We start from the raw sequence: 21,426 nt of genomic DNA, 5'->3' as shown, positions 1-21,426 counted from the left end.
ATGCTCGTGATACCGGTTCTCGATCTGCTCGACGGCCATGCCGTGCGCGCCGTGCGCGGCGAACGCAGTGCCTATCGGCCCATTGAGTCGCCGCTCGCCGCCACCAGCGAGCCCGTTGCCGTGGCTCGCGCGCTGCTCGCCGCGAGCGGCGCGCAGACCCCGCAGACCCCGCAGACCCCGCAGACCCCGCAGACCCTCTACGTGGCCGACCTCGGCGCCATCCTCGGGCACGGCGCGCACGTCGAAACGCTTGCCGCGCTGCGCCGCGCGTTGCCCGGCACCGAGATCTGGCTCGACGCGGGCTACGCAGACTACGCCGCGATGCGCGCCCTCTTCGCGGCCATTCACCACGCAGACGCTGCGCACAACACGGCCGCCACGTCGCCGGCCACAACCACCACACCCGCCGCCCTCGTGCCCGTGTTCGGCTCCGAGTCGCTGCGCGACATCCACGCATTACGCGAAGCCGAAGACGCCGGGCACTCGCCCATCCTTTCGCTCGATCACCGCGCAGGGGAACTGCTCGCTGCCGGCGCGGAACATCTCTCGCAAACCACTTCGGAATCCGCTTTATTCCCACCCAACGCTGCCCACACCACCACAACCTGGTGGCCACAGCGCGTGATCGCGATGACGCTCGATCAGGTCGGCAGCTATGAAGGCCCCGACCTGCGCACCTTCGAGCGCATCCGCGCGAGCGTACCGGCGCACACCACGGTCATCGGCGCAGGTGGCATTCGCGATGCGCAAGACCTCGTGCGCGCCGAACGCGCGGGTGCCACTGCGTGGCTCGTCGCGTCCGCGCTTCACGATGGCCGCGTACAGCCCCGCGATCTCGCGCCATGCACGCCTGCCACCTGCGCGCGGGCAGATCACACAAATTCCATGCCAGACGACGAAGCGCATACACACGCGTTGCGCTGTAAGGAGACGGCAAGCCGGTGAGTCAGCGCGTGCCCTTGCAGTGACACTGTGTGCCGCAACGACACACAACCTGTTCGATGCTGGAACGCACGCGCCCTGGCTGCTCATTCCAGAAACACCCGCTCGAAGACGCGGCGACGTGATGCACTGCAAAACGGCCCTGCAAAACGCGTATTCGCGGCGCATCGGGTGCCGGGGCATTGCCTTGCCCGCACATACCTCGCCAGCACATAAGACGAGGCACGTCCGCGCGATTTCATGCGCAACGCTGCGCAGCGTTGCCTACGCCCCCCAGCGCGCTCAGTTCGAAAGCACACATTTCGGCATGGACCTTGCTAAAACGGCGCCATGCCTCTTTCGCCCAACGAATCTTCGTCGGCCGATGCGGGCGGGCCGTCTGCCGCGTCGCCCACTCGCGTCACTCACGACACGCACGACTGGACCTGTCCGTTCTGTCCGCTGCTCTGCGACGACCTCACGGTCAGCGCGCAGCGCGACGGCACGCTCGCCGTGTCCGGTCACGACTGTCCGCGGCTTGCGCAGGCGCTCGCCACCTATGGCGCGAGCGACGCAACGACACCGGCCATCGTGGACGGCCAGGAAACGTCGCTCGATGCCGCGCTCGCACGTGCGGCGGCGGTGCTCGGCACCGCGCGCCGTCCGCTCTTCGGCGGGCTCGCCACCGACGTAGCCGGCGCACGCGCGCTCTACACGCTCGCGGCCCACTGCGGCGCCACGCTCGATCATCTGCACGGCGACGCGCTCACGCCCGCCACGCTCGCATTTCAGGACCGCGGCGCGTTCTTCACCACGCTCTCGGAAGTGCGCGCACGAGCTGACCTCATCGTGTTCTTCGCGTGCGAGCCCTCGCAGCGTTATCCGCGGTTCTTTGCGCGCGCATTCGGCGGCACTTCGACGGCACGCGAATTCGTGTTCGCAGGCTGCGCGCCGGACCCCGCCGCGGCAGGCCTCACGCACACGCAAAGCGAAACGCTGCTCGCCAACGCGGACCCGTTCGATACGCTCGCCATCTGGTCCGCGCTCGTGAACGGCCGTCGCCCCGAAACCTTTCCGGCCGACGCCCGCGCCGCCGCCAACGCCCTCGCCGCATTGCAGGCACGCATTGCAGCGGCCCGCTACACCGTGTTCGTCTACGAGCCCGCCACGCTGCCACACCCGCATGCGGCGCTGCTGATCGAAGCGCTGAACCGCATCGCGAAGGCCGCGAATCTCACCACGCGCGCGGGTTGCCTGCCTCTCGGCGGCGACGACGGCGCGCTCACCGTGAACCAGGCTGTGACGTGGCTTTCGGGCTTGCCGCTGCGTCTACGCGTTTCGGCGGCGGCCTCGCAAACAGGGGGCGCCTCGCTCGACTACGACCCGTACCGCTATCGCACCGAAACGCTGCTTGCCGCCAACGAGGCCGATGCGCTGCTGTGGGTGACGAGCTTCGCGATGCACGCCTTGCCTTCCACGCTGAAGGCCGACGTGCCCGCCGTCGTGCTCGGGCACCCGGCGCTGGCGGAGGAGGCGAAGGCGCGCGGTGCCGCCACGGTGTTCATTCCGGTCGCGACGCCGGGCATCGACGACACGGGGCATCTCTTTCGTGTGGATAGTTCCGTGGTCATGCCGCTTGCCGCCGCGCGGGGCGCCGCGCTGCCTTCGGTGCATGCCGTGGCGACACAACTACTGGCAAAACTCGCCGCGTCCGCAGACGGGGAAGCCTCATGAGCCTCATCCGACTCAAAGGCGGCACGGTCTACGACCCGATCAACGGGGTGAACGGCCAGCGCCGCGACATTGCGATTCGCGACGGCCGCATCGTGAACGTGCCGGACCACGTGCCCGCCGACGTGGAATACGACGCCGAAGGCATGGTGGTGATGGCGGGCGGCATCGACCTGCATTCGCACATCGGCGGCGGCAAGACGAACATCTCGCGCCTGCTGTTGCCCGAAGACCATCGCACCGACCTTGCGCGCGAAGCCGAACGTGCGCGCGCGTGTGAGGCGAACGGCGGTGCAGTGCTCGAACCGCCTACGCCAACACGAGATGCCGAAGGTCGCTACCTGCGCCTGCCCTCGTGCGGCGTCTGCACGCCGGGTACGCTCGCCACCGGCTACCGCTACGCCGAAATGGGCTACACGGCGGCGTTCGAGCCCGCCATGATGGCCTCGAACGCGCGCCACGCGCATCTGGAAATGGGCGACACGCCGATCATCGATCATGGCGCCTACGTGATGCTCGGCAACGACGAACTGTTCCTGCAACTGCTGGCCTCCGGCGCCGGCACCGAACGCATTCGCGACTACGTGGGCTGGACGCTGAACGCAAGCAAGGCGCTCGGCGTGAAGGTGGTCAACCCCGGCGGCATCTCGGCGTTCAAGTTCAACCAGCGCGCACTCGACGTGGACGAAGCGCACGTGCACTACGGCATCACGCCGCGCGACGTGCTGCGCACGCTCACGCGCGCGCTCACTGAACTGCGTGTGCCGCATCCGCTGCACGTGCACGCGAGCAACCTGGGCGTGCCGGGTAATCTCACGTCCACCATCAAGACCATGGACGCGGCGGACGGCCTGCCCATCCACCTCACGCACATCCAGTTTCACAGCTACGGCACCGAAGGGCCGCAGAAGTTTTCGTCGGGCGCGCGCGAAATTGCCGAGGCCGTGAACGCGCGGCCCAACGTGACCATCGACGTGGGCCAGGTGATCTTCGGGCAGACCGTCACCGCTTCCGGCGACACCATGATGCAGTTCCGCAACGCGCCGTTCGCGCGGCCGCACAAGTGGGTGATGGGCGACATCGAATGCGATGCGGGCTGCGGCGTAGTGCCGTTCCGCTATCGCGAGCAGAGCTACGTGAACGCGCTGCAATGGATCATCGGGCTCGAAATCTTCCTGCTCGTGGACGACCCGTGGCGCGTTTCGATGACCACGGACCACCCGAACGGCGGCCCGTTCACAAGCTACCCGCATCTGATTCGCCTCTTGATGGACAAGTCGTTTCGCGACGAGCAACTCGCGAAACTGCACCCCGAGGCGCAGGTGGCCAGCGCGCTGCGCGAACTGAAGCGCGAATTCTCGCTGTACGAGATCGCCATCATCACGCGCGCCGGCCCCGCGAAGCTATTGGGCCTGCGCGATCGCGGCCACCTGGGCGAAGGCGCGGCGGCGGATATCGCCGTCTATCGCAACCAGGACGACCGCGAACGCATGTTCACGTCGCCGGCCTACGTGTTCAAGGACGGTCATCTCGTAGCGCGCGACGGCACGCTCGTTTCGGTGCCCACGGGCGGCATCCATTTCGTGACGCCCGACTACGACCGCGGCATCGAAAAGACCCTGCGCGCGTGGAGCGACGCGAATCTCACCACGAACTTCGCGCACGCCGCGATCAGCAACGACGAAGCGTGTGCGTGCTGCCGCGGAGGCAGGCTGTTGCCGGTCGAATGCTTCTCCGCAGAGGAGGCGGAAAACCGGTGAACTACGCGTTGAACCCCGCGAACCCGCGCTGAACGCGCAGCAAGCGCAACCTCACGTAAGCATCAAGCAACCAACCAGGCGCCGAGAGATGGAGCACGAACAGCCCGCGACGACCGACACCGCGCCCCTTACGATCAACGGCACGCTGATCGACAGGACGTTCGCCGAAGCCTTCCCGATGAAGGCCACGCGGCTCGTCGTGACGGCGCACACGCCGCAGTGGGCGCACCACGCCGCGCATTCCATGACGGGCTTCGCGACGTCGGTGATCGGCTGCGGCTGCGAGGCCGGTATCGAACGCGAACTCGCGCCCGACGAAACGCCCGACGGGCGGCCGGGCGTGAGCGTGCTGCTGTTCGCGGTGTCGTCGAAGGAACTGGCGAAGCAGGTGGAGCGGCGCGTGGGCCAATGCGTGCTGACGTGCCCGACCACGGCGGTGTATGGCGGTATCGACCGCGCCACGAGCCGCGCGCCGCTTTCGGACAACGCGGCGCTTGGCAGCACGCTGCGTTTCTTCGGCGACGGCTGGCAGATTGCGAAGATGATCGGCACCACGCGCTACTGGCGCGTGCCGGTGATGGATGGCGAGTTCGTCTGCGAAGAGACGGCGCCCACCGTGAAAGCCGTGGGCGGCGGCAATCTGCTTTTGCTCGCCACCGACACCGACGCCGCCCTCGCCGCCGCCGAAGCCGCCGTGGCCGCGATGTGCAAGCTGCCGAACGTCGTGATGCCGTTTCCGGGCGGCGTGGTCCGGTCGGGGTCGAAGGTGGGCTCGAAGTATCGGGGCGCGACTGCCTCCACCAACGACGCGTTTTGTCCCACGCTCGTCGGGCTCTCGCCGCGCAGCGAACTCACGGACGAAGTGGGCTGCGTGCTCGAAATCGTGATCGATGGGCTCACGGAAGCCGACGTGGCCGCCGCAATGACGACGGGCATCGTAGCCGCCACCGCGCGTGGCCGCGCGGCGGGCATGCTGCGCATTTCGGCGGGCAACTACGGCGGCAAGCTCGGGCCCTATCACTTCCATCTGCACGCCCTTGCAGCGGGACTGGACGGGAGCCACGCATGAGCACCACGACCCTGCGTGTGAAGAAGGCGCCTGGCTTTCGCGTGGATGCATCGCCGCTGCTGCCCGAATTACTCGACGGCAAACCGCTCGCCGAGATCGAACGCATCGTGCTGCATGCGGGCAACGAAGCGTGCGCCGTAGGCGATCTGTTCGACGTGGCGCGCAGCGAAAGCGATGCAGGCGGCCCCACGCTGATGATCGAAGGCGCAGGCCCGTGGCTCGACAGGCTCGGCGTCGCAATGAATGGCGGGCACCTCGTCGTGCAGGGCGCGGCAGGCGACTACGCGGGCCACCGCATGGCGGGCGGCGTGCTGAGCGTCGGCGGCGATGCGGGTCACTTCACGGCCTGCGAGATGCGTGGCGGCCGGCTCACCGTGAGCGGCAACACCGGTGACTTCGCGGCCAGCGCGCTGCCCGGCGACATGGACGGCATGACGGGCGGCACGCTCGCCATTCACGGCAACGCGGGCGCGCGCCTGGCCGACCGCATGCGGCGCGGCGTTGTGCTGGTGGGCGGCAACGCAGGCGAATTTGCAGCGTCGCGGCTCGTGGCGGGCACCGTCTGCATAGCGGGCGAACTGGGCCCGCATTATGCGTACGGTATGCGGCGCGGCACGCTGCTGCTCGCACGCGAACCGCAGCGTTTGCCACCCACTTTTGCGGGCGGCGGGCGCGGCTTCGGCGTGTTCTGGTCGCTGCTCGTGCGCAGCCTCGCTGGCGAAATGGCGCCTTTTTCCGCGTGGAGCGCCGCGCGGCTGCCGGCGCGCTACACCGGCGACCTCGCCGTGGACGGCAGGGGAGAAATACTGATTCCCGGCTGAGCCTGCGCGCGGTAAAGGAGGGTGTTCGGCAGAACACCTCGACAACGAAAGCACAACCCAAAAACGATAGGAGACATCGGGATGACGACGGCGCATTCTCCCGCTGCACGCCAATCCACCGGTTTGCGCGAACCGCGTCGCTACGCGGGCTCGCTGATCGTGCTGCACTGGCTGATCGGGCTCGCCATCATCGCCCTGCTCGCGCTGGGCTTGTACATGGTCGGCCTGCCGAAAGGGCTGCCCGTGAAGGCCACGCTGATCAACTTGCACAAGTCGCTCGGGTTGACGGTTTTCCTGCTGGTGCTTCTGCGCATCCTGGTGCGCGCGGCCCGTAACCGGCCGCCGCTTCCGCCGATGCCACCGTGGCAACGCGCCGCCGCGCGCACCACGCAGGTTCTTTTATATGTCGGGATGGTGGCCATGCCGGTCACCGGTTATCTGGGCTCGTCGTTCAACAGCTACGGCACGCGCTTCTGGGGCCTCGCGCTGCCGCGTTGGGGCTGGGACGACGCGGGCCTGCGCCACCTCTTCTTCGGCGCGCACCGCTACATCGCCTACGCGATGATCGTGCTCGTCGTGCTGCATATTGCAGGCGCGCTCAAGCACCAGTTCGTCGATCGCGACAACCTGATGGCGAGAATGCTGCCATGAGCGTGGCCGCCATGATGCCGTGTTCACGGTCGCCATCGTCGCAGGTGTCGCAAACACTGCGCACGCGCGACGGGCACCGCGTGCGCTATGCCGTTGCGGGCGCAGCTGATGGACTGCCCGTGGCCGTGCTGCATGGTGGCCCCGGCAGCGGCAGCCAGCCGGGCGCGCTGCGGCTCTTCGATCTCTCGCGCCATCGCATCGTGCTGATCGATCAGCGTGGTGCGGGCGCATCGAAGCCGCGTGGCAGCATGCGCCACAACCGCACCGACGCGCTGATCGCCGACATGGAAGCCATTCGCGTGCGCCTTGGCATCGAACGTTGGGGCGTGCTGGGCGGATCGTGGGGCGCGGCGCTGGCGCTCGCCTACGCGGGGCGGCATCCCGAATCGCTAAGTGGGGTCGTGCTGCGCGGGCTCTTTCTCGCGTCGGAACGCGAAGTGCGCGGACTCTTCGTGACTTCGCGCCATCGTGCTCCGCGTCAGTGGACGAAGCTCGCGTCCGCTGCGCATTGCGCGCGTCCTCACGCGTTGCTGCGTCGTTGCCACGCGTTGCTTCAATACGGCGTGAGCCACGCACGTCAACGCGCCGTGGCGCTCGCATGGCGCGACTACGAAAACGTCGTGCTCGCGCGTTCGTGCGGACGCGGCGCCGTGGCTTCGGCCACGCGAACGCCTCGCGTCACGCCCGCTCGTGCAGACCGGCTTGTCGCGAAGTACCGCGTGCAGTCGCACTATCTCGTACATCGCTGCTGGCTGGGCGAAACGCGGCTGCTGGCGCTGGCGCGTCGCGCGGGCCAGGCCGGTGTGCCGATTGCCGCCGTGCATGGCAGCCGCGACCCCGTGTGTCCGCCGCAGAATCTGCAACGTCTCGCGCGTGCCGTGCCGCATGCGCAGACCGAATGCGTGCCGGGCGCGGGCCATCTCGCGAGCGACCCTGCGCTGCACCGGCGCGTGGCGCGCGCGATCGAACGCCTGTTTGCCGAACCCAACCGCGAGGAGCGCACGCTGCGCTACGCCACATGAAAATCAAGGTGCTCGGATCGTCCGCAGGCGGCGGCTTTCCACAATGGAACTGCAACTGCCGCAATTGCGACGGCGTGCGACGCGGCACGGTGAAGGCGACGCGCCGCACGCAGTCGTCTATTGCGGTGAGCGCGAACGGCGAAGACTGGCTGCTCGTGAATGCGTCGCCGGACCTGCTCGCGCAGATCGCGGCGCATCCCGAACTGCAACCGGCGCGCCGTGTGCGCGACAGCGGCATTGCCGCCGCGCTCGTGATCGATGCGCAGATCGACCACGTCACGGGCCTCGTGATGTTGCGCGAGCGCGATACGCCGCTGCCGCTCTACGCCACGCAGGCCGTGTGGCAAGACCTCTGCACAGGCTTTCCGATTGGCCCCATGCTCTCGCATTACTGCGGCGTGGAGCATCACCCCATCGCGCTGGACGGTGCCGCCTTTTCCGTCGCGGCGCTGCCCGGCTTGCAGATCGAAGCGCTGCCGCTTTCGAGCAAGGCACCGCCGTACTCGCCGCATCGCAATGCGCCGGAACGCGGCGACAACATCGGCCTCACGTTCATCAATCCGCAGTCGGGCAAGCGGGCGTTCTATGCGCCGGGGCTGGGCGCAATCGAACCGCACGTGCTGGCCGCCATGCGCGAAGCCGACCTGCTGCTCGTGGACGGCACGCTGTGGACCGGCGACGAAATGATCCGGCTGGGGCTTTCGAAGAAGACTTCGGCTGACATGGGCCATCTGCCGCAATCGGGGCCGGGCGGCATGATCGAGGTGCTCGATTCGATCGGCAGCGACACGGGCAAACCGCGCAAGGTGCTCATCCACATCAACAACACGAACCCGATTCTGGTGGAAGACGGCCCGGAGCGGCGCGAGCTTGCGGACCACGGAATCGAAGTCGCGTATGACGGCATGGCGTTCGAGCTTTGAGGGTTTGAATGTGTTGAGCGCCCTGACCAGACGAAATCAAACGGAGACGGCATGAACATCAACGACACCTACGGCACGGCGCCGGTACGCGAGGTCGATCCCACGCTGCCGGCCTGGAGCCGCGAGGCATTCGAAGAACAGTTGCGCGCGAAGGGCACGTCGTACCACATTCATCATCCGTTCAACGTGAAGATGAACAGCGGCGGCTGTTCGCCCACGCAGATTCGCGGCTGGGTGGCCAACCGCTTCTATTACCAGATCAACATTCCGCTCAAAGACGCCGCCGTTCTCTCCAATTGCCCCGACCGCGCCACGCGCCGCCGCTGGATGCAGCGCATTCTGGACCACGACGGCTACGGCGAAGACGAAGGCGGCATCGAAACGTGGGCGCGCCTGGCAGACGCCGTCGGTATTTCGCGCGACGACCTGTGGTCGCTGCGGTTCGTCACGCCGGGCGTGCGTTTCGCCGTGGACGCCTACGTGAATTTCGCGCGCCGCGCGCCGTGGCAGGAAGCAGTGTGCTCGTCGCTCACGGAGATGTTTGCACCGCAGATCCATCGCGACCGTCTCGCCACGTGGCCCGGTCATTACCCGTGGATCGACGCCGTGGGTCTCGACTACTTCCGCTCGCGCATCACGCGTGCGCAGCGCGACGTGGAGCATGGCCTCGAAGTCACGCTCGACCACTTCACGCGGCGCGACCAGCAGGAACGGGCGCTCGAGATACTGCAATTCAAGCTCGACATTCTCTGGACGATGCTGGACTCGATCGAAAAGGCCTTCCCGCAATGACTGACGAAGCGCACAACCTGAAGCTGAAAACGCTGTTCCGCATGCAATGGGAGCCGGCGCAAAACGCGCACGTGCTGCTGTACCCCGAAGGCATGGTGAAGTTGAACCAGAGCGCCGCCGAAATCCTGAAGCGCTGCGACGGCACGCGCAACATCGACACGCTGATCGCCGATCTCGAACAGGCCTTCAACGCCACGGACATCGGCGGCGAAGTCCGCTCGTTCGTGGCCGAAGCGCAGCGGCGCGGCTGGCTGGAGTAGTGCCATGAACGAACCTGCTGCTGCCTTTGCCTCTCCCGCTGCCGCCGCTTCGCAAACCGCGGCGCCCGACGTGCCGCCGCCGCTGTGGCTGCTTGCCGAACTCACCTACCGTTGCCCGCTGCATTGCGTGTTCTGCTCGAACCCGGTGAACTACGCGGCACACAATCGCGAACTGAATACGGCGCAATGGCTCGACGTGCTGCGCGAAGCGCGCGCGCTGGGCGCGGCTCAACTGGGCTTCTCGGGCGGCGAGCCGCTGCTGCGCGACGACCTCGAAGTGCTCGTGGCCGAAGCGCGCAAGCTGGGCTTCTACACGAACCTCATCACCTCCGGCATCGGGCTCACGGAAAAGCGCATCGGCAATTTGAAGGCCGCGGGCCTCGATCACATCCAGCTTTCGTTTCAGGACTCCACGCAGGAACTCAACGACTTCCTCTCCAGCACGCGCACGTTCGATCTGAAGCGGCGCGTGGCGAGCCTCATCAAGGCACACGGTTTTCCGATGGTGCTCAACTGCGTGCTGCATCGCTACAACCTGCCGCACGTGGACCGCATTATCGAGATGGCGCTTGCAATGGGTGCCGAGTACCTGGAACTCGCCAACACGCAGTACTACGGCTGGGCCAAGGCGAACCAGGCGCAACTCATGCCCACGCGCGAACAACTGGAAGAGGCGGAGGCCGTGGTGCAGCGCTATCGCGAAACGCATGGCGACCTCTGCAAGATTTTCTTCGTGGTGCCCGACTATTTCGAGCGGCGCCCCAAGCGCTGCATGAACGGCTGGGGCGCGGTGTTTCTGGGCGTGGCGCCGGACGGCACCGCGCTGCCCTGCCACGCGGCCCGCGACCTGCCGGGGCTCGTCTTCCCGAAGGTGACCGAACAACCGCTGCGCAGCATCTGGTATGAGAGCGACGCGTTCAATCACTATCGCGGCACGTCGTGGATGAAAGAGCCGTGCCGCAGTTGCGACGAAAAAGAGAAAGACCTGGGCGGCTGCCGCTGCCAGGCGTATCTGCTCACGGGCGACGCGGCCAATGCGGACCCTGTCTGCGACAAGTCGCCTATGCATGAAAAAGTGGTGAGCGTGGTGCGCGAGGCGGCAATGGCTCGATCGGCACCTCCGTCGTCTTTACGCGAGCAGCCCATCCTGTTTCGCAACGACGCCAACTCGCGGGCGCTGGCCGCGCAGACAGAGCACACCGACCACACATCGGATACCGCGGGAGCCGTGCGATGACCGAGAACGCCATTTCCGTCCTGCTCGTCGACGATCACGCCGTGGTGCGCGAGGGCTACCGGCGTCTGCTCGAACTCAACGCCGACGTGAACGTATGCGGCGAAGCGGCCGACGCCGCTGCGGCCTACCAACGCTTCTGCACGCTGCAACCGGACGTGGTGGTGATGGACGTGTCGTTGCCGGGTGCAAGCGGCATTGAAGCCATGCGCCGCATGCTGGCACGCGAACCGCACGCGCGCGTGCTGATCTTCAGCGTGCATGAGGAAGCCATCTTCGTGCGCCGCGCGCTGGACGCGGGCGCCCTCGGCTACGTGACGAAGGCCAGCGCACCGGACGTGCTGGTGGAAGCGGTGCGCACAGTGGCGAGGCGCGCGAGCTACCTGAGCCCCGATATTTCGCAAACACTCGCGTTGCGCCACGCATTCAGCGAAGGTCCGCCGGGACGCCAACTATCCGCGCGTGAATTCGAAGTGCTGCGGCTGCTCGTGCAGGGCTACACGTTGCAGAGCATCGCGGAAAAGCTGGGGCTTTCGCAAAAGACCGTGGCGAATCACCAGTCGGTAATTCGCCAGAAGTTCGGCGCGGACAACGGCGTACAGCTCGCGCAGATGGCGAGCCGTTTAGGCCTTCAGGGCCTTCAATTCACGGGGCCTGCGAGCCCCGCCTGAGCCGGAAGACGCGCACAGAACAGAAAGCCTTCGCCGGGTTTGCTCGCCAGCTGAAACTCGCCGCCCAGCGCTTCCACGCGCTCGCGCATGCCGATGAGCCCGAGCCCCGCACGCGGCTCGCCCAGGTCCGTGCCCGGACCGTTGTCCGCCATCGAGACGATGATCTCGTCGTCGCCCTGCGCGCCCTCGCTCACCTGTCCCGCCGCCGCATCGCGCGGCGCCCGCACGAGAAAGATCTCCACGCGCGACGTGCGCGCGAATTTCGACACGTTCGTGAGCCCTTCCTGAACGAGCCGGTAGAGCGTGATGTTGAGCACGTCGGAGAGTCCGCTGAAATCGCCTTCGATGGTGAGCGAAAACGACGCGTCCGGCAGCCGTTCGCGCCAGCCGTCCACGCAATGTTCGAGGGCGCTCGGCAAGCCGAATTCGTCGAGCCCGATAGGCCGCAGCCTGCGGATCATGCCGCCGATCTGCCGGTAGACGTGACCCGCGCTTTGCACGAGCGCGAGCGCAATGCGATGAATCTCGGGTTCGCGTTCGCCTGAGAGGTCGCGCACGCGCGAGGCGTCCAGCGACATCGCATTCAGGTATTGCCCCAACTCGTCGTGCAGTTCGCGCGCGAGGTGCCGGCGTTCCTGTTCCTGCGCGTCCAATGCCTGATTCGCAAGACGCCGGTTGTCCGCGAGCAGCCGTTCGGCCTCTTCTTCCAGCATGCGGCGGCGCGCCAGTTCGCGCTGCGTTTCGCGATAGCGTCGCCACGAGAACCACGCCAGGCCCACGGCGAGCACGCACAACGTGGCGGGCAATTCGTCCAGCTGAAAGCGTTCGAGGTGGCGCGTGAAGCGGTAGGTCAGTTCGCTGAAGTCGAACATCATGGCGAGCAGCCACGCGACCACCGTGATGACGACAACGCAAAGCAGATCGCGCCACGCAACGGAACGTGACGGCTGCGGGCTCGCATCAGGAGCCTTGGGAACGCTAGACAGGTCGGTTGGGTCGTGTGCCATTCCGCTCGATTGTACTCAGCCCATGCGCGCGCGAGCACTGTTTTACAGGCGCTTTCGACGTCTTTTAGCGGCCTTTTATGGCTTCGGGAAGGGTTCCGGGCAAGATCAGGAAAAGCTCCCGGTTCTGCATGCCATGCCTTGTGCGAAGCTTTCAGCACGCAGACATCGCGCGTGGCAATGATCTGTGGCGAACAACAAAAGACATCGAACAGGTGGAGCAGAGACAATGAGCATTCCCATCCATTTGCGCCGCAGGCGTCTGCGCATGCGGCGCGCCGGCCTTGGTGTGTTTGGTGCGTGCATCACGGGTGCGCTGACGGGTCTTCCGGGGGCGGCGTGGGCGCAGGCCACGCCCGCGGCTGCAACGACTGCTTCTCAGCCCGCTGCTTCTCGGCCCGCTGCCGCAGCTGAGGCGCCAAACGCATCGGGCAACAACGCGGGCAATAGCGCTGGCGACGACGCTGGCAACAGCGCGGCAAACACACCGCTCCCCGAAACCACGCTCGCACCCGTCGTCGTCGTGGGCACCACGCCGTTGCTCGGCATCGGCACCCCGCTTGCCCAGGTGCCCGCCAACGTGCAAACGGTGCACGCCAAAGACATCGACGCACAGCATCGCAACACGCTGATCGACTATTTCGCGAAGAACCTGCCGAGCGTCGATATCTCCGACGCCCAGGGCGACCCCTGGCAAATGAACGTGAATTACCGCGGCTTCACGGCGTCGCCGCTGCTGGGCACGCCGCAAGGGCTCTCGGTATTCGTGGACGGCGTGCGCGTGAACGAGCCCTTCGGCGACATCGTGAACTGGGACCTGATTCCGTCGCAGGCCATCGATACCATCCAGCTCATTCCCGGCTCCAATCCCACCTACGGGCTCAATACGCTGGGCGGCGCCATTGCCATCACCACCAAGAACGGCAAGACGAGCCCCGGCGGCGAAGCCGAAGTGCAGGTAGGCTCGTGGGGCCGCAAGACCGCGCAGATCGAACAGGGCGGCACCATCGGCCAAAATCTGGACTACTACGTGACCGCCGGCGCCGCAAACGACAACGGCTGGGCCGCGCAAAATGCCAGCCGCGTGCGCCAGGCCTTCGGCAAGCTGCGCTACACGGACGCGGACACCACGCTCTCGTTTTCCGCTGGCGGCGCGGACAACGACCTGCACGGCAGCCAGACGATTCCGCGCTCGTTCCTGAGCAACCCCGCGCAACCGTACACGTTCCCGGACGAAAACAAGAACAGCGTGGGCTACGCCACGCTTTCGGGCGATCACTTCTTCAACGACAACGTGGAGCTGAGCGGCAACGCCTACTTCCGCCAGTTCCGCAACAGCAACCTCAGCAGCAACAACAACCCCGACTTCGGGTCGCTGAACGCGGACGGCACTGTCAACACGCTGGAGGCCACAAACGTCCAATCCATCGTCTCCACGGGCAGCTACGGCGGCAGTCTGCAACTCACGCTGCTCGGCAAGCTCGCGGGCATGGACAACCAGTTCGTTTCGGGTGTGTCGGCCGATCTCTCGAACTCGCATTACACGTCTTCGTCTCAGGACGCCGCGTTTACGTCGACGCGTGCGACAGTGGGCATTGGCGACTTCGCGCTGCAGACCGACGCGCGAACGCATTCGGCCAACTACGGCGTCTACTTCAGCGACACGCTCTCGCTCACGAAGCAATGGGCGCTGACGTTGGCGGGTCGCTACAACTGGGCGTCGGCCACCATCGGCGACGAAAGCGGCATCCAGCCGCAGCTCGACGGCCACCACACGTTTTCACGCTTCAACCCGGCCGTGGGCATCAACTGGAATCCCACGCGCAACTTCACGGCCTACGCCACGTACAACGAAGGCATGCGCTCGCCTACGGCCATCGAACTCGCCTGCGCGGACCCTGCCGCGCCCTGCTCGCTGCCGAACGAATTCGTGGCGGACCCGGCGCTGGAGCCTGTGATCTCGAAGACGTTCGAGGTGGGCGCGCGCGGACGCATCGGCGCGAGCACCACGTGGAGTGCGGCCGTCTACAGCACCACGCTCGACAACGACATCCAGTTCGTGAGCAGCAACGGCGCATCGAGCAACCAGGGCTTCTTCCAGAACGTCGGCAGAACGCGGCGCCAAGGCCTGGAACTCGCGGGGCGCAGCGAGTTCGGCCCGTTCGCCGTGACCGCGAGCTACAGCTACGTGAACGCCACTTATCGCTCGACGTGGACTGAAAACAGCGCGAGCAATTCGAGCGCGGATGCGTCGGGCAACATCACCGTGAAGTCCGGCGACCATATTCCGGGCATTCCGCAAAATACCGTGAAACTGCGGCTCGATTACAAGCCGCTGCCGAAGTGGAACATCGGCACGAACCTGACGTGGCGCGGCAGCATCTACGCGCAGGGCGACGAAAACAACCAGGACGTGAACGGCAAGATTGCGGGCTACTTCCTGATCGACCTCGATACGACCTGGCAGGCCACGAAGCAGTTGCAACTGTTCGCCACGGTGACGAACCTGCTCGACAAGCGCTACGCGAGCTACGGCGTGCTGGGCGAAAACTTCTTCAACGGGCCCGGCCACACGTTCGACGGTGCGAACCCGGTGAACGAACAGTTCGTGGGACCCGGCGCGCCGCGCGGCATGTGGGTGGGACTGCGATACGCGTGGAAGTAGGCGGCAGGCGCATGCGTGCCTTGCATGCGTGGAGCGACAAGCTCACGCGTGTGAGGCACGCGTGAGCTTTGATGCCGTGATGCGTCTTCAGTCGATCGTGCCGTCGCTGCGCGGCCACGTGACGATGCCCCAGGCAAGCGGCAGGTCGCCGATCTGCTTGATGGGCTGATAGCTCTTCGCGTCGAGCACGTAGACCGCGTCCGAGCGCCCGCAGGCCAGCATCAGCTTCGTGCCGTCCGGCGTGAAGCTGAAGTGCCAGCAGCGCTGCCCGATGGGCACGTCCGTAACGTGCTCGAAGCTGTGGCCGTCGAACACCTGCAGCGTCTTGTCACGCGCGGCGGCCACCAAAAGCCGCTGCCCTTCGGGGCCGAACGTGATGCCGTATGGCCCGAGCTTCGTGTCCACGGTCTTCACCACGCTGAAGTCGTGCGCGTCCAGCACCACGAACTTGCTCAGCGATTCGAGCGTGACCACGTAATACTTGCCGTCCGGCGACACCGTGATGCCGCGCGGCCGGCCGCCCGCCGTGAGCTTCACCGTGCGAATGGGTTGACCCGTGCGGGCGTGGTAGACCGACACGGTGTCGTCGCCTTCGTTGGTGACGAGCATCGCGTCGCTATCCGGCGAAAACGCAATGCCTTCGGTCTCGTGGCCACTCGTGACAGAGCGGATCACGCGCCACGTCTTCATGTCGACGATGGCGATTTCGGCGGGCGGCTTGTTCGCGTCGTCGTCTTCCGCAGCCGGTTTGCCGGTTTTTCCGGGGTTGTCGGGTTTGCCGGGTTTTCCATTGGGCGGACCACCGTCCTCGCCCGGTTCGTAGGTCACGTAGGCGTAGCCGTTGTGCACGCGCACATACTCGGGGTTTTTGCCGATCTTCACGCGCTTCACGACGTTGCCCGTGGCCGTATCGATCACGGCAAGGTCGCGCGTGTTCTTGTTCGCCACCAGCAGGCGCGTGCCGTCCGCGTTGAGGCTCAGGCCGCGCGGACCGTCCGCGCCAACCGGGAAGGTCTTCGCGAGCGTCATCTGATTCAGGTCGATCACGCCAACGCCGGCCTTCTCGGAAGTGACGTAGGCCGTGGGCGCCGACGCATCGGCTGCACCGGCTGCGTTAGCACTCGCAGCCCCTACCGCCGTGCCGGCCGCAAGCGCGAACGCAACGGCCAGCGTCAGCGGACGCACGCGGCGCCTTGCGGGATGGGCTCGTTCTGCAGCAGCGGGTTTCAAGGGAGGGAAGGAACAGCGTGTCTCCAGCATCTTGTTCTCCTTGTCCGTATCGGAAGCGTTGCGCGCGGTTGTGTGGCGCGACCGCGCGCGGCGAAGCTCAATGGTCCAAGTTAGCCCATCGGCACGCAGTTTGGCAATGGAGGCTAAACGGGAGAACTTCCCGAAATAAGCCCCGGCTTATCGGCAACGAAAGAATGTCTGAATTCACATCGCCGCGCTGCTTCGCTATTGTCGGGTTCATGAATCGGCCAATGAATCGGCCAATGAACCGGCTCATCTGCCGGCCCATGTCTCGCGGCTTGCACCCACGCTCGCAGCCGCCGCCGCGCACTGCCGACCGGACTACCGACGGGACTACCCACCCCCCTGCCAGCGGGACCCTCACAGGACCAGCCCATGCAAGCGCTCATTTTCGACGTTGACGGCACACTCGCCGACACCGAAGCCGCTCATCGCAAGGCCTTCAACGCGGCCTTCGCCGAGGCCGGGCTGGACTGGCACTGGGACGAGCCGCTCTATACGCGGCTGCTTTCCGTCGCAGGCGGCAAAGAACGGCTGCTTCACTACTGGCGCGTCACCGACCCTGAAGAGGCCGCGGGCTCGCGTGTGAGCGAAGTGATCGACGCCGTGCATGCCATCAAGACGCGCCACTACGCGGCGCTTCTGCGCGATGGCGGCCTGCCGCTGCGGCCCGGCATTGCGCGGCTCATCGATGAGGCCAACGCCGCCGGCGTGCCCGTGGCCATCGCCACCACCACGACGCCCGGCAATCTGGACGCGTTGCTCAGCACGCCGTTCGGCACCGACTGGCGCCACCGCTTCGCCGCCATCTGCGACGGCCACACCACGCCCGTGAAGAAGCCCGCGCCCGACGTCTACTTCGACGTGCTGCAACGGCTCGCCTTGAGCGGCAACGACTGCATCGCCTTCGAAGACTCGGTGAACGGCCTGCGTGCCGCCCGCGCCGCGCGCATTCCCACCATCGTGACGCCTACGGCCTACACGGCCCATCAAGATTTCGACGACGCCTTGCGCGTGCTGCCGCATCTGGGCGACCCGGATCAGCCGCTCGCGCTGCATGCCACGCACGAGCCGTGCACGATTGTCGATCTGGCCACACTGCGCCGCTGGCACGGCAACACGCTGTTCCCAGGCGCCGCGATCAGGCCCGCGAGCTTTGCCACGCCCGCTGGAATCACAGGCAACCGGGCGGTACGCCGATGAGCGGCCCGACGCGCGCAGTGCTCGTCGATCTGGACGGCACGATGGTCGATACGGCGGCGGACATCGCCGCCGCCGTCAATTTCATGCTGGCCGAGTTCGGCGCCGAACCGCTGACGCTGGAGACGGTACGCGGTCTGATTGGCCGCGGCGTGCCGGCACTCGTGCGGCGCTCGCTCGAAGCTGCGCACCTCGACCGGCGTTTGAGCGCAGGGCGCGCCGAGCCCGTGTTTCACCACTACTACGCGCAGGTGAACGGGCGTCTGGGCACGGTCTATAGCGGCGTGACGGAAGGGCTCGCCGCGCTGAAGCGCGAGGGGTATGCGCTTGCCTGCGTCACCAACAAGCCGCGGTCGCTCGCGGCGCCGCTGCTTGCGCTGACGGGCCTCTCCCGCCACCTCGATGCCCTCGTGGCGGGCGACTCGATTCCCCACATGAAGCCCGCGCCCGAGCCGCTATGGCATGCGGCGGAACTGCTCGGCGCGGACGCCGCGAACACGGTGCTCGTGGGCGACTCGCCCGTCGACGTAGCGGCCGCGCAGGCCGCGGGCATACCCGTCTTCATCGTCACCTACGGTTACGCAGGACCGAATGGCGCGCAGGCCCTGCCCTGCGACGGACTCATCGATTCGTTCGAGATGTTGCCCGCGTTACTGGCGCGGGCGAGGGCAGTATCGGAGCAGTAAGGGGCATTTCTCACGCAGACGCCGCATGTTTGCATGCCTATGCACTTCGCATCGCAATGCGAAGTGGTCCAGAACGAAAGCTAAAGATTCGGACAATGCGGCCGTAATACGGGCGGTAAATCACAAGAGCCAGGGCCGGCCTCGGCCTCAAGGCGATCAACAATAACCGCTCACCGCACGAGGGATTCTCCATGCCCATTCGCCGCATGCGCCTGTTGCTTGCAGCGCCCGCCGTCTTGCTCGGCGCCTGTTCAATGGTTGCCCCGCCTTACTCCCCCTCTGTCGACAATATCGAGTCCCTGAAGAGTATGCCGACTGCGCATGCGCGGCTTGGCGAATTTTCTTCGAACCCCGGTCCTGCCAATTACTACCCCGTGCCGCTGCGCGCAGATTCAATGCGCTCGCCTGTCGGAAAGTCGTTCGGCGACTATCTGGCGGACGCAATGACACGAGAACTCACGATGGCAGGCAAGCTCTCGCCGCAAAGCGACGTTGAAATCAAGGCCACCTTGATCACGAACGACATCGACGCAGGTCTTGCCCAAGGCGGCGCGAAGCTCGCCGCGCGCTTTGTGGTAACGCGCAGTGGCGACATTCGCTACGACAACGTCGTAAGCGCGCAGACGCAATGGGATTCCGCATTCGCGGCCATGATCGCGGTACCAAAAGCGAGAGAGGAATATCCGATCGCCGTGCAGAAGCTGCTCGGTGCGCTATATGCCGACCCGGCCTTCCGCAAGGCGATCGAATAAGACACCGCTTCGAGTTTTGAATACACCAACCACACGAACGAGGATTAAAACAATGACGATGATTCGCACCGTGGCCGTTGCCAGCCTGATCGCCGTGCTGTCCGGCTGCGCGCATGAAATTTCGTTGACGGGCGATCCCACCAGGCTGCCTGCACTCCAGACGGCGCCACTCGACAAAACCGTCGCGCTCGTCATCACCGACGATGAGGCCGGCCGCGAAGTCATTACGCCGGGCGGTGGCGGCGACAAGGTCAGCTATCACCCGTACCGCGATCTCGAGTTGCCGCTGTATGTCGGGTTGGGCCACGTGTTCAAGAACGTGACCAAACTGAAAGCTGCACCGGACGCCGAAACCATTCGCGCCAAGCATCTGGATTACGTGGTCGTGCCGACTATCGTGACGACGTCTTCGTCGCCGAGCCTCGTGACATGGCCGCCGACCGACTTTTCCGTCACGCTCACGTGCACGGTGACGGACCCGGCGGGCCAACAGGTTGTGACAGAGAAGGTCACGGGCACGGGTCACGCGGAATTCAGCGAATTCCGCCGCAACTTCGGCCTGGCAGCCCAACTGGCTACCGCGGACGCCGTCACGAAGCTGCAGGACTCGCTTGCAGGCGCGCCGGAATTGCATAAGTAACGCTGCGGCAAAAAGATATACGGCGGCCCGCACGGCTTCATGAGGCGATCATGAGTGACCGTGCAGGCCCGTCGCTTCGTTTGCAGCCTTTCTCTTGCAGTCCGGCTGCAAACCGCGCCTTTAGAACGCGTGCCGCAACCCCACCGTTACCGCCACCTGCGTGCCGGTGGACGAAGGCGACAGCGTATTGATCATCGCTTCGCTCAGCACGGTGCCGGCCGGCGCACCGCGCACGTGTTGATAGACACTTTCCAGATAGACGTCGGTGCGCTTGCTGAGCGAGTAGTCGGTTTGCAGCATGACCGAATGCCACGCGGGATACGCGACCGTCGTGCCGCTGCCGTAAGCGCCATCCGTGTACGTGTAGGCCCCCGAAACGCTCCACGCCGGCGTGATCGCGTACTTGGCGTTCACCTCGTAGTTGTCGAGCCGCAGCGTTCCCGCGAGCGGCAGATAGCCGCCCGTGCCGAACGAGAACACGCCCGCCATGTTGTCGATCTGCGTGTGGCTCCAGACGAGCCCCACCGTTGCCGGCCCGAACGTGTAGTTGCCGCCCGCACCCCAGATGCGCTGACGCTGCGCCACGAAGTTCGCGCTGCCGTCGCCCTGCGAAATCGCGCCGTTCGGCGTGGTGCCCGTCACGCCGCCGCCCGCGTTGTTGAATTGCAGATAGCCCGCGGCGAGATTCACGGGGCCTTGTGCCCATGAGAGCGCGAAGCCATAGGCGCGGTTGTCTGCGAATGCGCCCGCCTTGTTGCTGAACGCGTACATGCCTTCGAAGGTCGCGCCGTAGAACGTGGGGCTCGTGTACTTCACCGCGTTGTTGATCACGACGGAATTGGCCGCGAGATTGTCGTTCTCGAACGGATGCGCAGCCATGTTGCCGCCCCAGGTGTTGGCCTCCGCGGAGAGCGGCCCGAGCAGGTCGTTGACCACGTCGAACTGGCGGCCGAACGTGAGCGAACCATACGGATCGCTTTGCAGCCCCACCCACGCCTGCGAACCGAAGCCGTCGCCGGGGAACGCCTGGGTGCCGTTGTTCAGGTTGAAGCCTTGCTCCAGCTTGAAGTTGGCATGCAGGCCGCCGCCCAGGTCTTCCGAGCCTTTCAGGCCGAACACGGTGTTCTGCGTGGAACTCGTCGCCATTTGCCAGGCGCTGTGGCCGCCCTGGTTGTTCGTGTAGGTGAGCCCGGTGTCGATGAGACCATACAGGGTCACACTGCTCTGCGCGTGCGCGCAAGCGGCAAAGGCGCCGGTGAGTGTCAACGTCAGCAAGGTTTTCTTCATGCTTTCAAGCTCCGTTTTGATCTTGGCAAATTCTGGCGGACTTTCATGGATAGCGCCGGCCATGCCGCAAACAAGGGCATGCCATT

General features: G+C 65.9%; 20 protein-coding genes. 17 read left to right on the top strand and 3 right to left on the bottom strand.

Features of this window, described 5'->3' with window-relative positions:
* The 12 genes from PXJ20_RS23480 (at nucleotide 1) to PXJ20_RS23425 (ending at nucleotide 11,855) form a co-directional block, all read left to right on the top strand.
* Nucleotides 1-945 carry a HisA/HisF-related TIM barrel protein gene (locus PXJ20_RS23480; protein ID WP_421031713.1) on the top strand — a complete coding sequence of 315 codons (945 nt, stop codon included), beginning with the start codon at nucleotides 1-3 and terminating at the stop codon, nucleotides 943-945.
* Between the two features lie 327 nt (nucleotides 946-1,272).
* Nucleotides 1,273-2,655 carry a formylmethanofuran dehydrogenase gene (locus PXJ20_RS23475; protein WP_421031712.1) on the top strand — a complete coding sequence of 461 codons (1,383 nt, stop codon included), beginning with the start codon at nucleotides 1,273-1,275 and terminating at the stop codon, nucleotides 2,653-2,655.
* On the top strand, nucleotides 2,652-4,412 hold the full coding sequence (locus tag PXJ20_RS23470) for a formylmethanofuran dehydrogenase subunit A (RefSeq protein ID WP_421031711.1): 1,761 nt from the start codon (nucleotides 2,652-2,654) through the stop codon (nucleotides 4,410-4,412). Before PXJ20_RS23475 ends, PXJ20_RS23470 begins: the two co-directional genes overlap by 4 nt.
* A gap of 88 nt (nucleotides 4,413-4,500) precedes the next feature.
* Nucleotides 4,501-5,481, top strand: a complete 981-nt coding sequence (gene fhcD / locus PXJ20_RS23465; protein ID WP_421031710.1) for a formylmethanofuran--tetrahydromethanopterin N-formyltransferase — start codon at nucleotides 4,501-4,503, stop codon at nucleotides 5,479-5,481.
* The gene (locus PXJ20_RS23460; RefSeq protein WP_277598846.1) at nucleotides 5,478-6,302 is read left to right on the top strand and encodes a formylmethanofuran dehydrogenase subunit C; all 825 of its coding nucleotides are present in this window, start codon (nucleotides 5,478-5,480) and stop codon (nucleotides 6,300-6,302) included. Before fhcD ends, PXJ20_RS23460 begins: the two co-directional genes overlap by 4 nt.
* A gap of 81 nt (nucleotides 6,303-6,383) precedes the next feature.
* Entirely contained in the window at nucleotides 6,384-6,953 is a 570-nt protein-coding gene (locus PXJ20_RS23455) for a cytochrome b (protein WP_421031709.1), read from the top strand.
* Nucleotides 6,950-7,975, top strand: coding sequence for an alpha/beta fold hydrolase (locus PXJ20_RS23450; protein WP_421031708.1), 1,026 nt, complete (start codon nucleotides 6,950-6,952; stop codon nucleotides 7,973-7,975). Before PXJ20_RS23455 ends, PXJ20_RS23450 begins: the two co-directional genes overlap by 4 nt.
* Complete coding sequence (gene pqqB / locus PXJ20_RS23445; RefSeq protein ID WP_421031707.1) at nucleotides 7,972-8,898, top strand: pyrroloquinoline quinone biosynthesis protein PqqB; 927 nt, start codon at nucleotides 7,972-7,974, stop codon at nucleotides 8,896-8,898. The genes PXJ20_RS23450 and pqqB overlap by 4 nt, the downstream gene beginning before the upstream one ends.
* Before the next feature lie 51 nt (nucleotides 8,899-8,949).
* A complete protein-coding gene (gene pqqC / locus PXJ20_RS23440) occupies nucleotides 8,950-9,690 on the top strand; it encodes a pyrroloquinoline-quinone synthase PqqC (protein WP_017774751.1) in 741 nt (246 codons plus the stop codon).
* Nucleotides 9,687-9,950 (top strand): pyrroloquinoline quinone biosynthesis peptide chaperone PqqD, encoded by a 264-nt coding sequence (gene pqqD / locus PXJ20_RS23435; RefSeq protein WP_017774750.1) that lies wholly within the window; start codon nucleotides 9,687-9,689, stop codon nucleotides 9,948-9,950. Before pqqC ends, pqqD begins: the two co-directional genes overlap by 4 nt.
* A gap of 4 nt (nucleotides 9,951-9,954) precedes the next feature.
* Nucleotides 9,955-11,187, top strand: coding sequence for a pyrroloquinoline quinone biosynthesis protein PqqE (gene pqqE / locus PXJ20_RS23430; RefSeq protein WP_421031706.1), 1,233 nt, complete (start codon nucleotides 9,955-9,957; stop codon nucleotides 11,185-11,187).
* Complete coding sequence (locus tag PXJ20_RS23425) at nucleotides 11,184-11,855, top strand: response regulator (RefSeq protein ID WP_017774748.1); 672 nt, start codon at nucleotides 11,184-11,186, stop codon at nucleotides 11,853-11,855. The genes pqqE and PXJ20_RS23425 overlap by 4 nt, the downstream gene beginning before the upstream one ends.
* On the opposite strand, the gene PXJ20_RS23420 is transcribed toward PXJ20_RS23425, so the two are convergent.
* Entirely contained in the window at nucleotides 11,825-12,862 is a 1,038-nt protein-coding gene (locus PXJ20_RS23420; protein WP_017774747.1) for a histidine kinase, read from the bottom strand. The two genes, PXJ20_RS23425 and PXJ20_RS23420, sit on opposite strands and share 31 nt — an antisense overlap.
* Before the next feature lie 226 nt (nucleotides 12,863-13,088).
* On the opposite strand from PXJ20_RS23420, the gene PXJ20_RS23415 reads away from it, so the two are divergent.
* On the top strand, nucleotides 13,089-15,524 hold the full coding sequence (locus PXJ20_RS23415; protein WP_421031705.1) for a TonB-dependent receptor: 2,436 nt from the start codon (nucleotides 13,089-13,091) through the stop codon (nucleotides 15,522-15,524).
* 87 nt (nucleotides 15,525-15,611) lie between these two features.
* On the opposite strand, the gene PXJ20_RS23410 is transcribed toward PXJ20_RS23415, so the two are convergent.
* The gene (locus tag PXJ20_RS23410) at nucleotides 15,612-16,709 is read right to left on the bottom strand and encodes a beta-propeller fold lactonase family protein (RefSeq protein WP_277598850.1); all 1,098 of its coding nucleotides are present in this window, start codon (nucleotides 16,707-16,709) and stop codon (nucleotides 15,612-15,614) included.
* 441 nt (nucleotides 16,710-17,150) lie between these two features.
* Between PXJ20_RS23410 and PXJ20_RS23405 the strand changes: the two genes are divergently transcribed.
* The 4 genes from PXJ20_RS23405 (at nucleotide 17,151) to PXJ20_RS23390 (ending at nucleotide 20,053) form a co-directional block, all read left to right on the top strand.
* Nucleotides 17,151-17,978 (top strand): HAD family hydrolase, encoded by an 828-nt coding sequence (locus PXJ20_RS23405; RefSeq protein ID WP_421031704.1) that lies wholly within the window; start codon nucleotides 17,151-17,153, stop codon nucleotides 17,976-17,978.
* On the top strand, nucleotides 17,975-18,661 hold the full coding sequence (gene gph / locus PXJ20_RS23400) for a phosphoglycolate phosphatase (protein ID WP_277598852.1): 687 nt from the start codon (nucleotides 17,975-17,977) through the stop codon (nucleotides 18,659-18,661). The genes PXJ20_RS23405 and gph overlap by 4 nt, the downstream gene beginning before the upstream one ends.
* 206 nt (nucleotides 18,662-18,867) lie before the next feature.
* Nucleotides 18,868-19,413, top strand: a complete 546-nt coding sequence (locus PXJ20_RS23395) for a hypothetical protein (protein ID WP_421031703.1) — start codon at nucleotides 18,868-18,870, stop codon at nucleotides 19,411-19,413.
* 52 nt (nucleotides 19,414-19,465) lie between these two features.
* On the top strand, nucleotides 19,466-20,053 hold the full coding sequence (locus PXJ20_RS23390) for a hypothetical protein (RefSeq protein ID WP_421031702.1): 588 nt from the start codon (nucleotides 19,466-19,468) through the stop codon (nucleotides 20,051-20,053).
* 120 nt (nucleotides 20,054-20,173) lie between these two features.
* On the opposite strand, the gene PXJ20_RS23385 is transcribed toward PXJ20_RS23390, so the two are convergent.
* Nucleotides 20,174-21,340, bottom strand: a complete 1,167-nt coding sequence (locus PXJ20_RS23385; RefSeq protein ID WP_026121423.1) for a porin — start codon at nucleotides 21,338-21,340, stop codon at nucleotides 20,174-20,176.
* Nucleotides 21,341-21,426: the final 86 nt, after the last annotated feature.

It is taken from the genome of Paraburkholderia sp. A1RI_3L, assembly GCF_048957895.1.
Classification (GTDB): Bacteria; Pseudomonadota; Gammaproteobacteria; order Burkholderiales; family Burkholderiaceae; genus Paraburkholderia; species Paraburkholderia kururiensis.
This window is presented reverse-complemented; position numbering and strand designations above follow the sequence as displayed.

Bases quoted from the DNA above. Each gene is read 5' to 3' on its own strand.
- PXJ20_RS23415 (WP_421031705.1), top strand. From the start codon at position 13,089: ATGAGCATTCCCATCCATTTGCGCCGCAGGCGTCTGCGCATGCGGCGC.
- PXJ20_RS23480 (WP_421031713.1), top strand. From the start codon at position 1: ATGCTCGTGATACCGGTTCTCGATCTGCTCGACGGCCATGCCGTGCGC.
- PXJ20_RS23405 (WP_421031704.1), top strand. From the start codon at position 17,151: ATGCAAGCGCTCATTTTCGACGTTGACGGCACACTCGCCGACACCGAA.
- PXJ20_RS23460 (WP_277598846.1), top strand. From the start codon at position 5,478: ATGAGCACCACGACCCTGCGTGTGAAGAAGGCGCCTGGCTTTCGCGTG.
- PXJ20_RS23470 (WP_421031711.1), top strand. From the start codon at position 2,652: ATGAGCCTCATCCGACTCAAAGGCGGCACGGTCTACGACCCGATCAAC.
- PXJ20_RS23455 (WP_421031709.1), top strand. From the start codon at position 6,384: ATGACGACGGCGCATTCTCCCGCTGCACGCCAATCCACCGGTTTGCGC.
- PXJ20_RS23450 (WP_421031708.1), top strand. From the start codon at position 6,950: ATGAGCGTGGCCGCCATGATGCCGTGTTCACGGTCGCCATCGTCGCAG.
- PXJ20_RS23420 (WP_017774747.1), bottom strand. From the start codon at position 12,862: ATGGCACACGACCCAACCGACCTGTCTAGCGTTCCCAAGGCTCCTGAT.
- pqqD (WP_017774750.1), top strand. From the start codon at position 9,687: ATGACTGACGAAGCGCACAACCTGAAGCTGAAAACGCTGTTCCGCATG.
- fhcD (WP_421031710.1), top strand. From the start codon at position 4,501: ATGGAGCACGAACAGCCCGCGACGACCGACACCGCGCCCCTTACGATC.
- gph (WP_277598852.1), top strand. From the start codon at position 17,975: ATGAGCGGCCCGACGCGCGCAGTGCTCGTCGATCTGGACGGCACGATG.
- pqqC (WP_017774751.1), top strand. From the start codon at position 8,950: ATGAACATCAACGACACCTACGGCACGGCGCCGGTACGCGAGGTCGAT.
- PXJ20_RS23395 (WP_421031703.1), top strand. From the start codon at position 18,868: ATGCGCCTGTTGCTTGCAGCGCCCGCCGTCTTGCTCGGCGCCTGTTCA.
- pqqE (WP_421031706.1), top strand. From the start codon at position 9,955: ATGAACGAACCTGCTGCTGCCTTTGCCTCTCCCGCTGCCGCCGCTTCG.
- pqqB (WP_421031707.1), top strand. From the start codon at position 7,972: ATGAAAATCAAGGTGCTCGGATCGTCCGCAGGCGGCGGCTTTCCACAA.
- PXJ20_RS23385 (WP_026121423.1), bottom strand. From the start codon at position 21,340: ATGAAGAAAACCTTGCTGACGTTGACACTCACCGGCGCCTTTGCCGCT.
- PXJ20_RS23390 (WP_421031702.1), top strand. From the start codon at position 19,466: ATGACGATGATTCGCACCGTGGCCGTTGCCAGCCTGATCGCCGTGCTG.
- PXJ20_RS23475 (WP_421031712.1), top strand. From the start codon at position 1,273: ATGCCTCTTTCGCCCAACGAATCTTCGTCGGCCGATGCGGGCGGGCCG.
- PXJ20_RS23425 (WP_017774748.1), top strand. From the start codon at position 11,184: ATGACCGAGAACGCCATTTCCGTCCTGCTCGTCGACGATCACGCCGTG.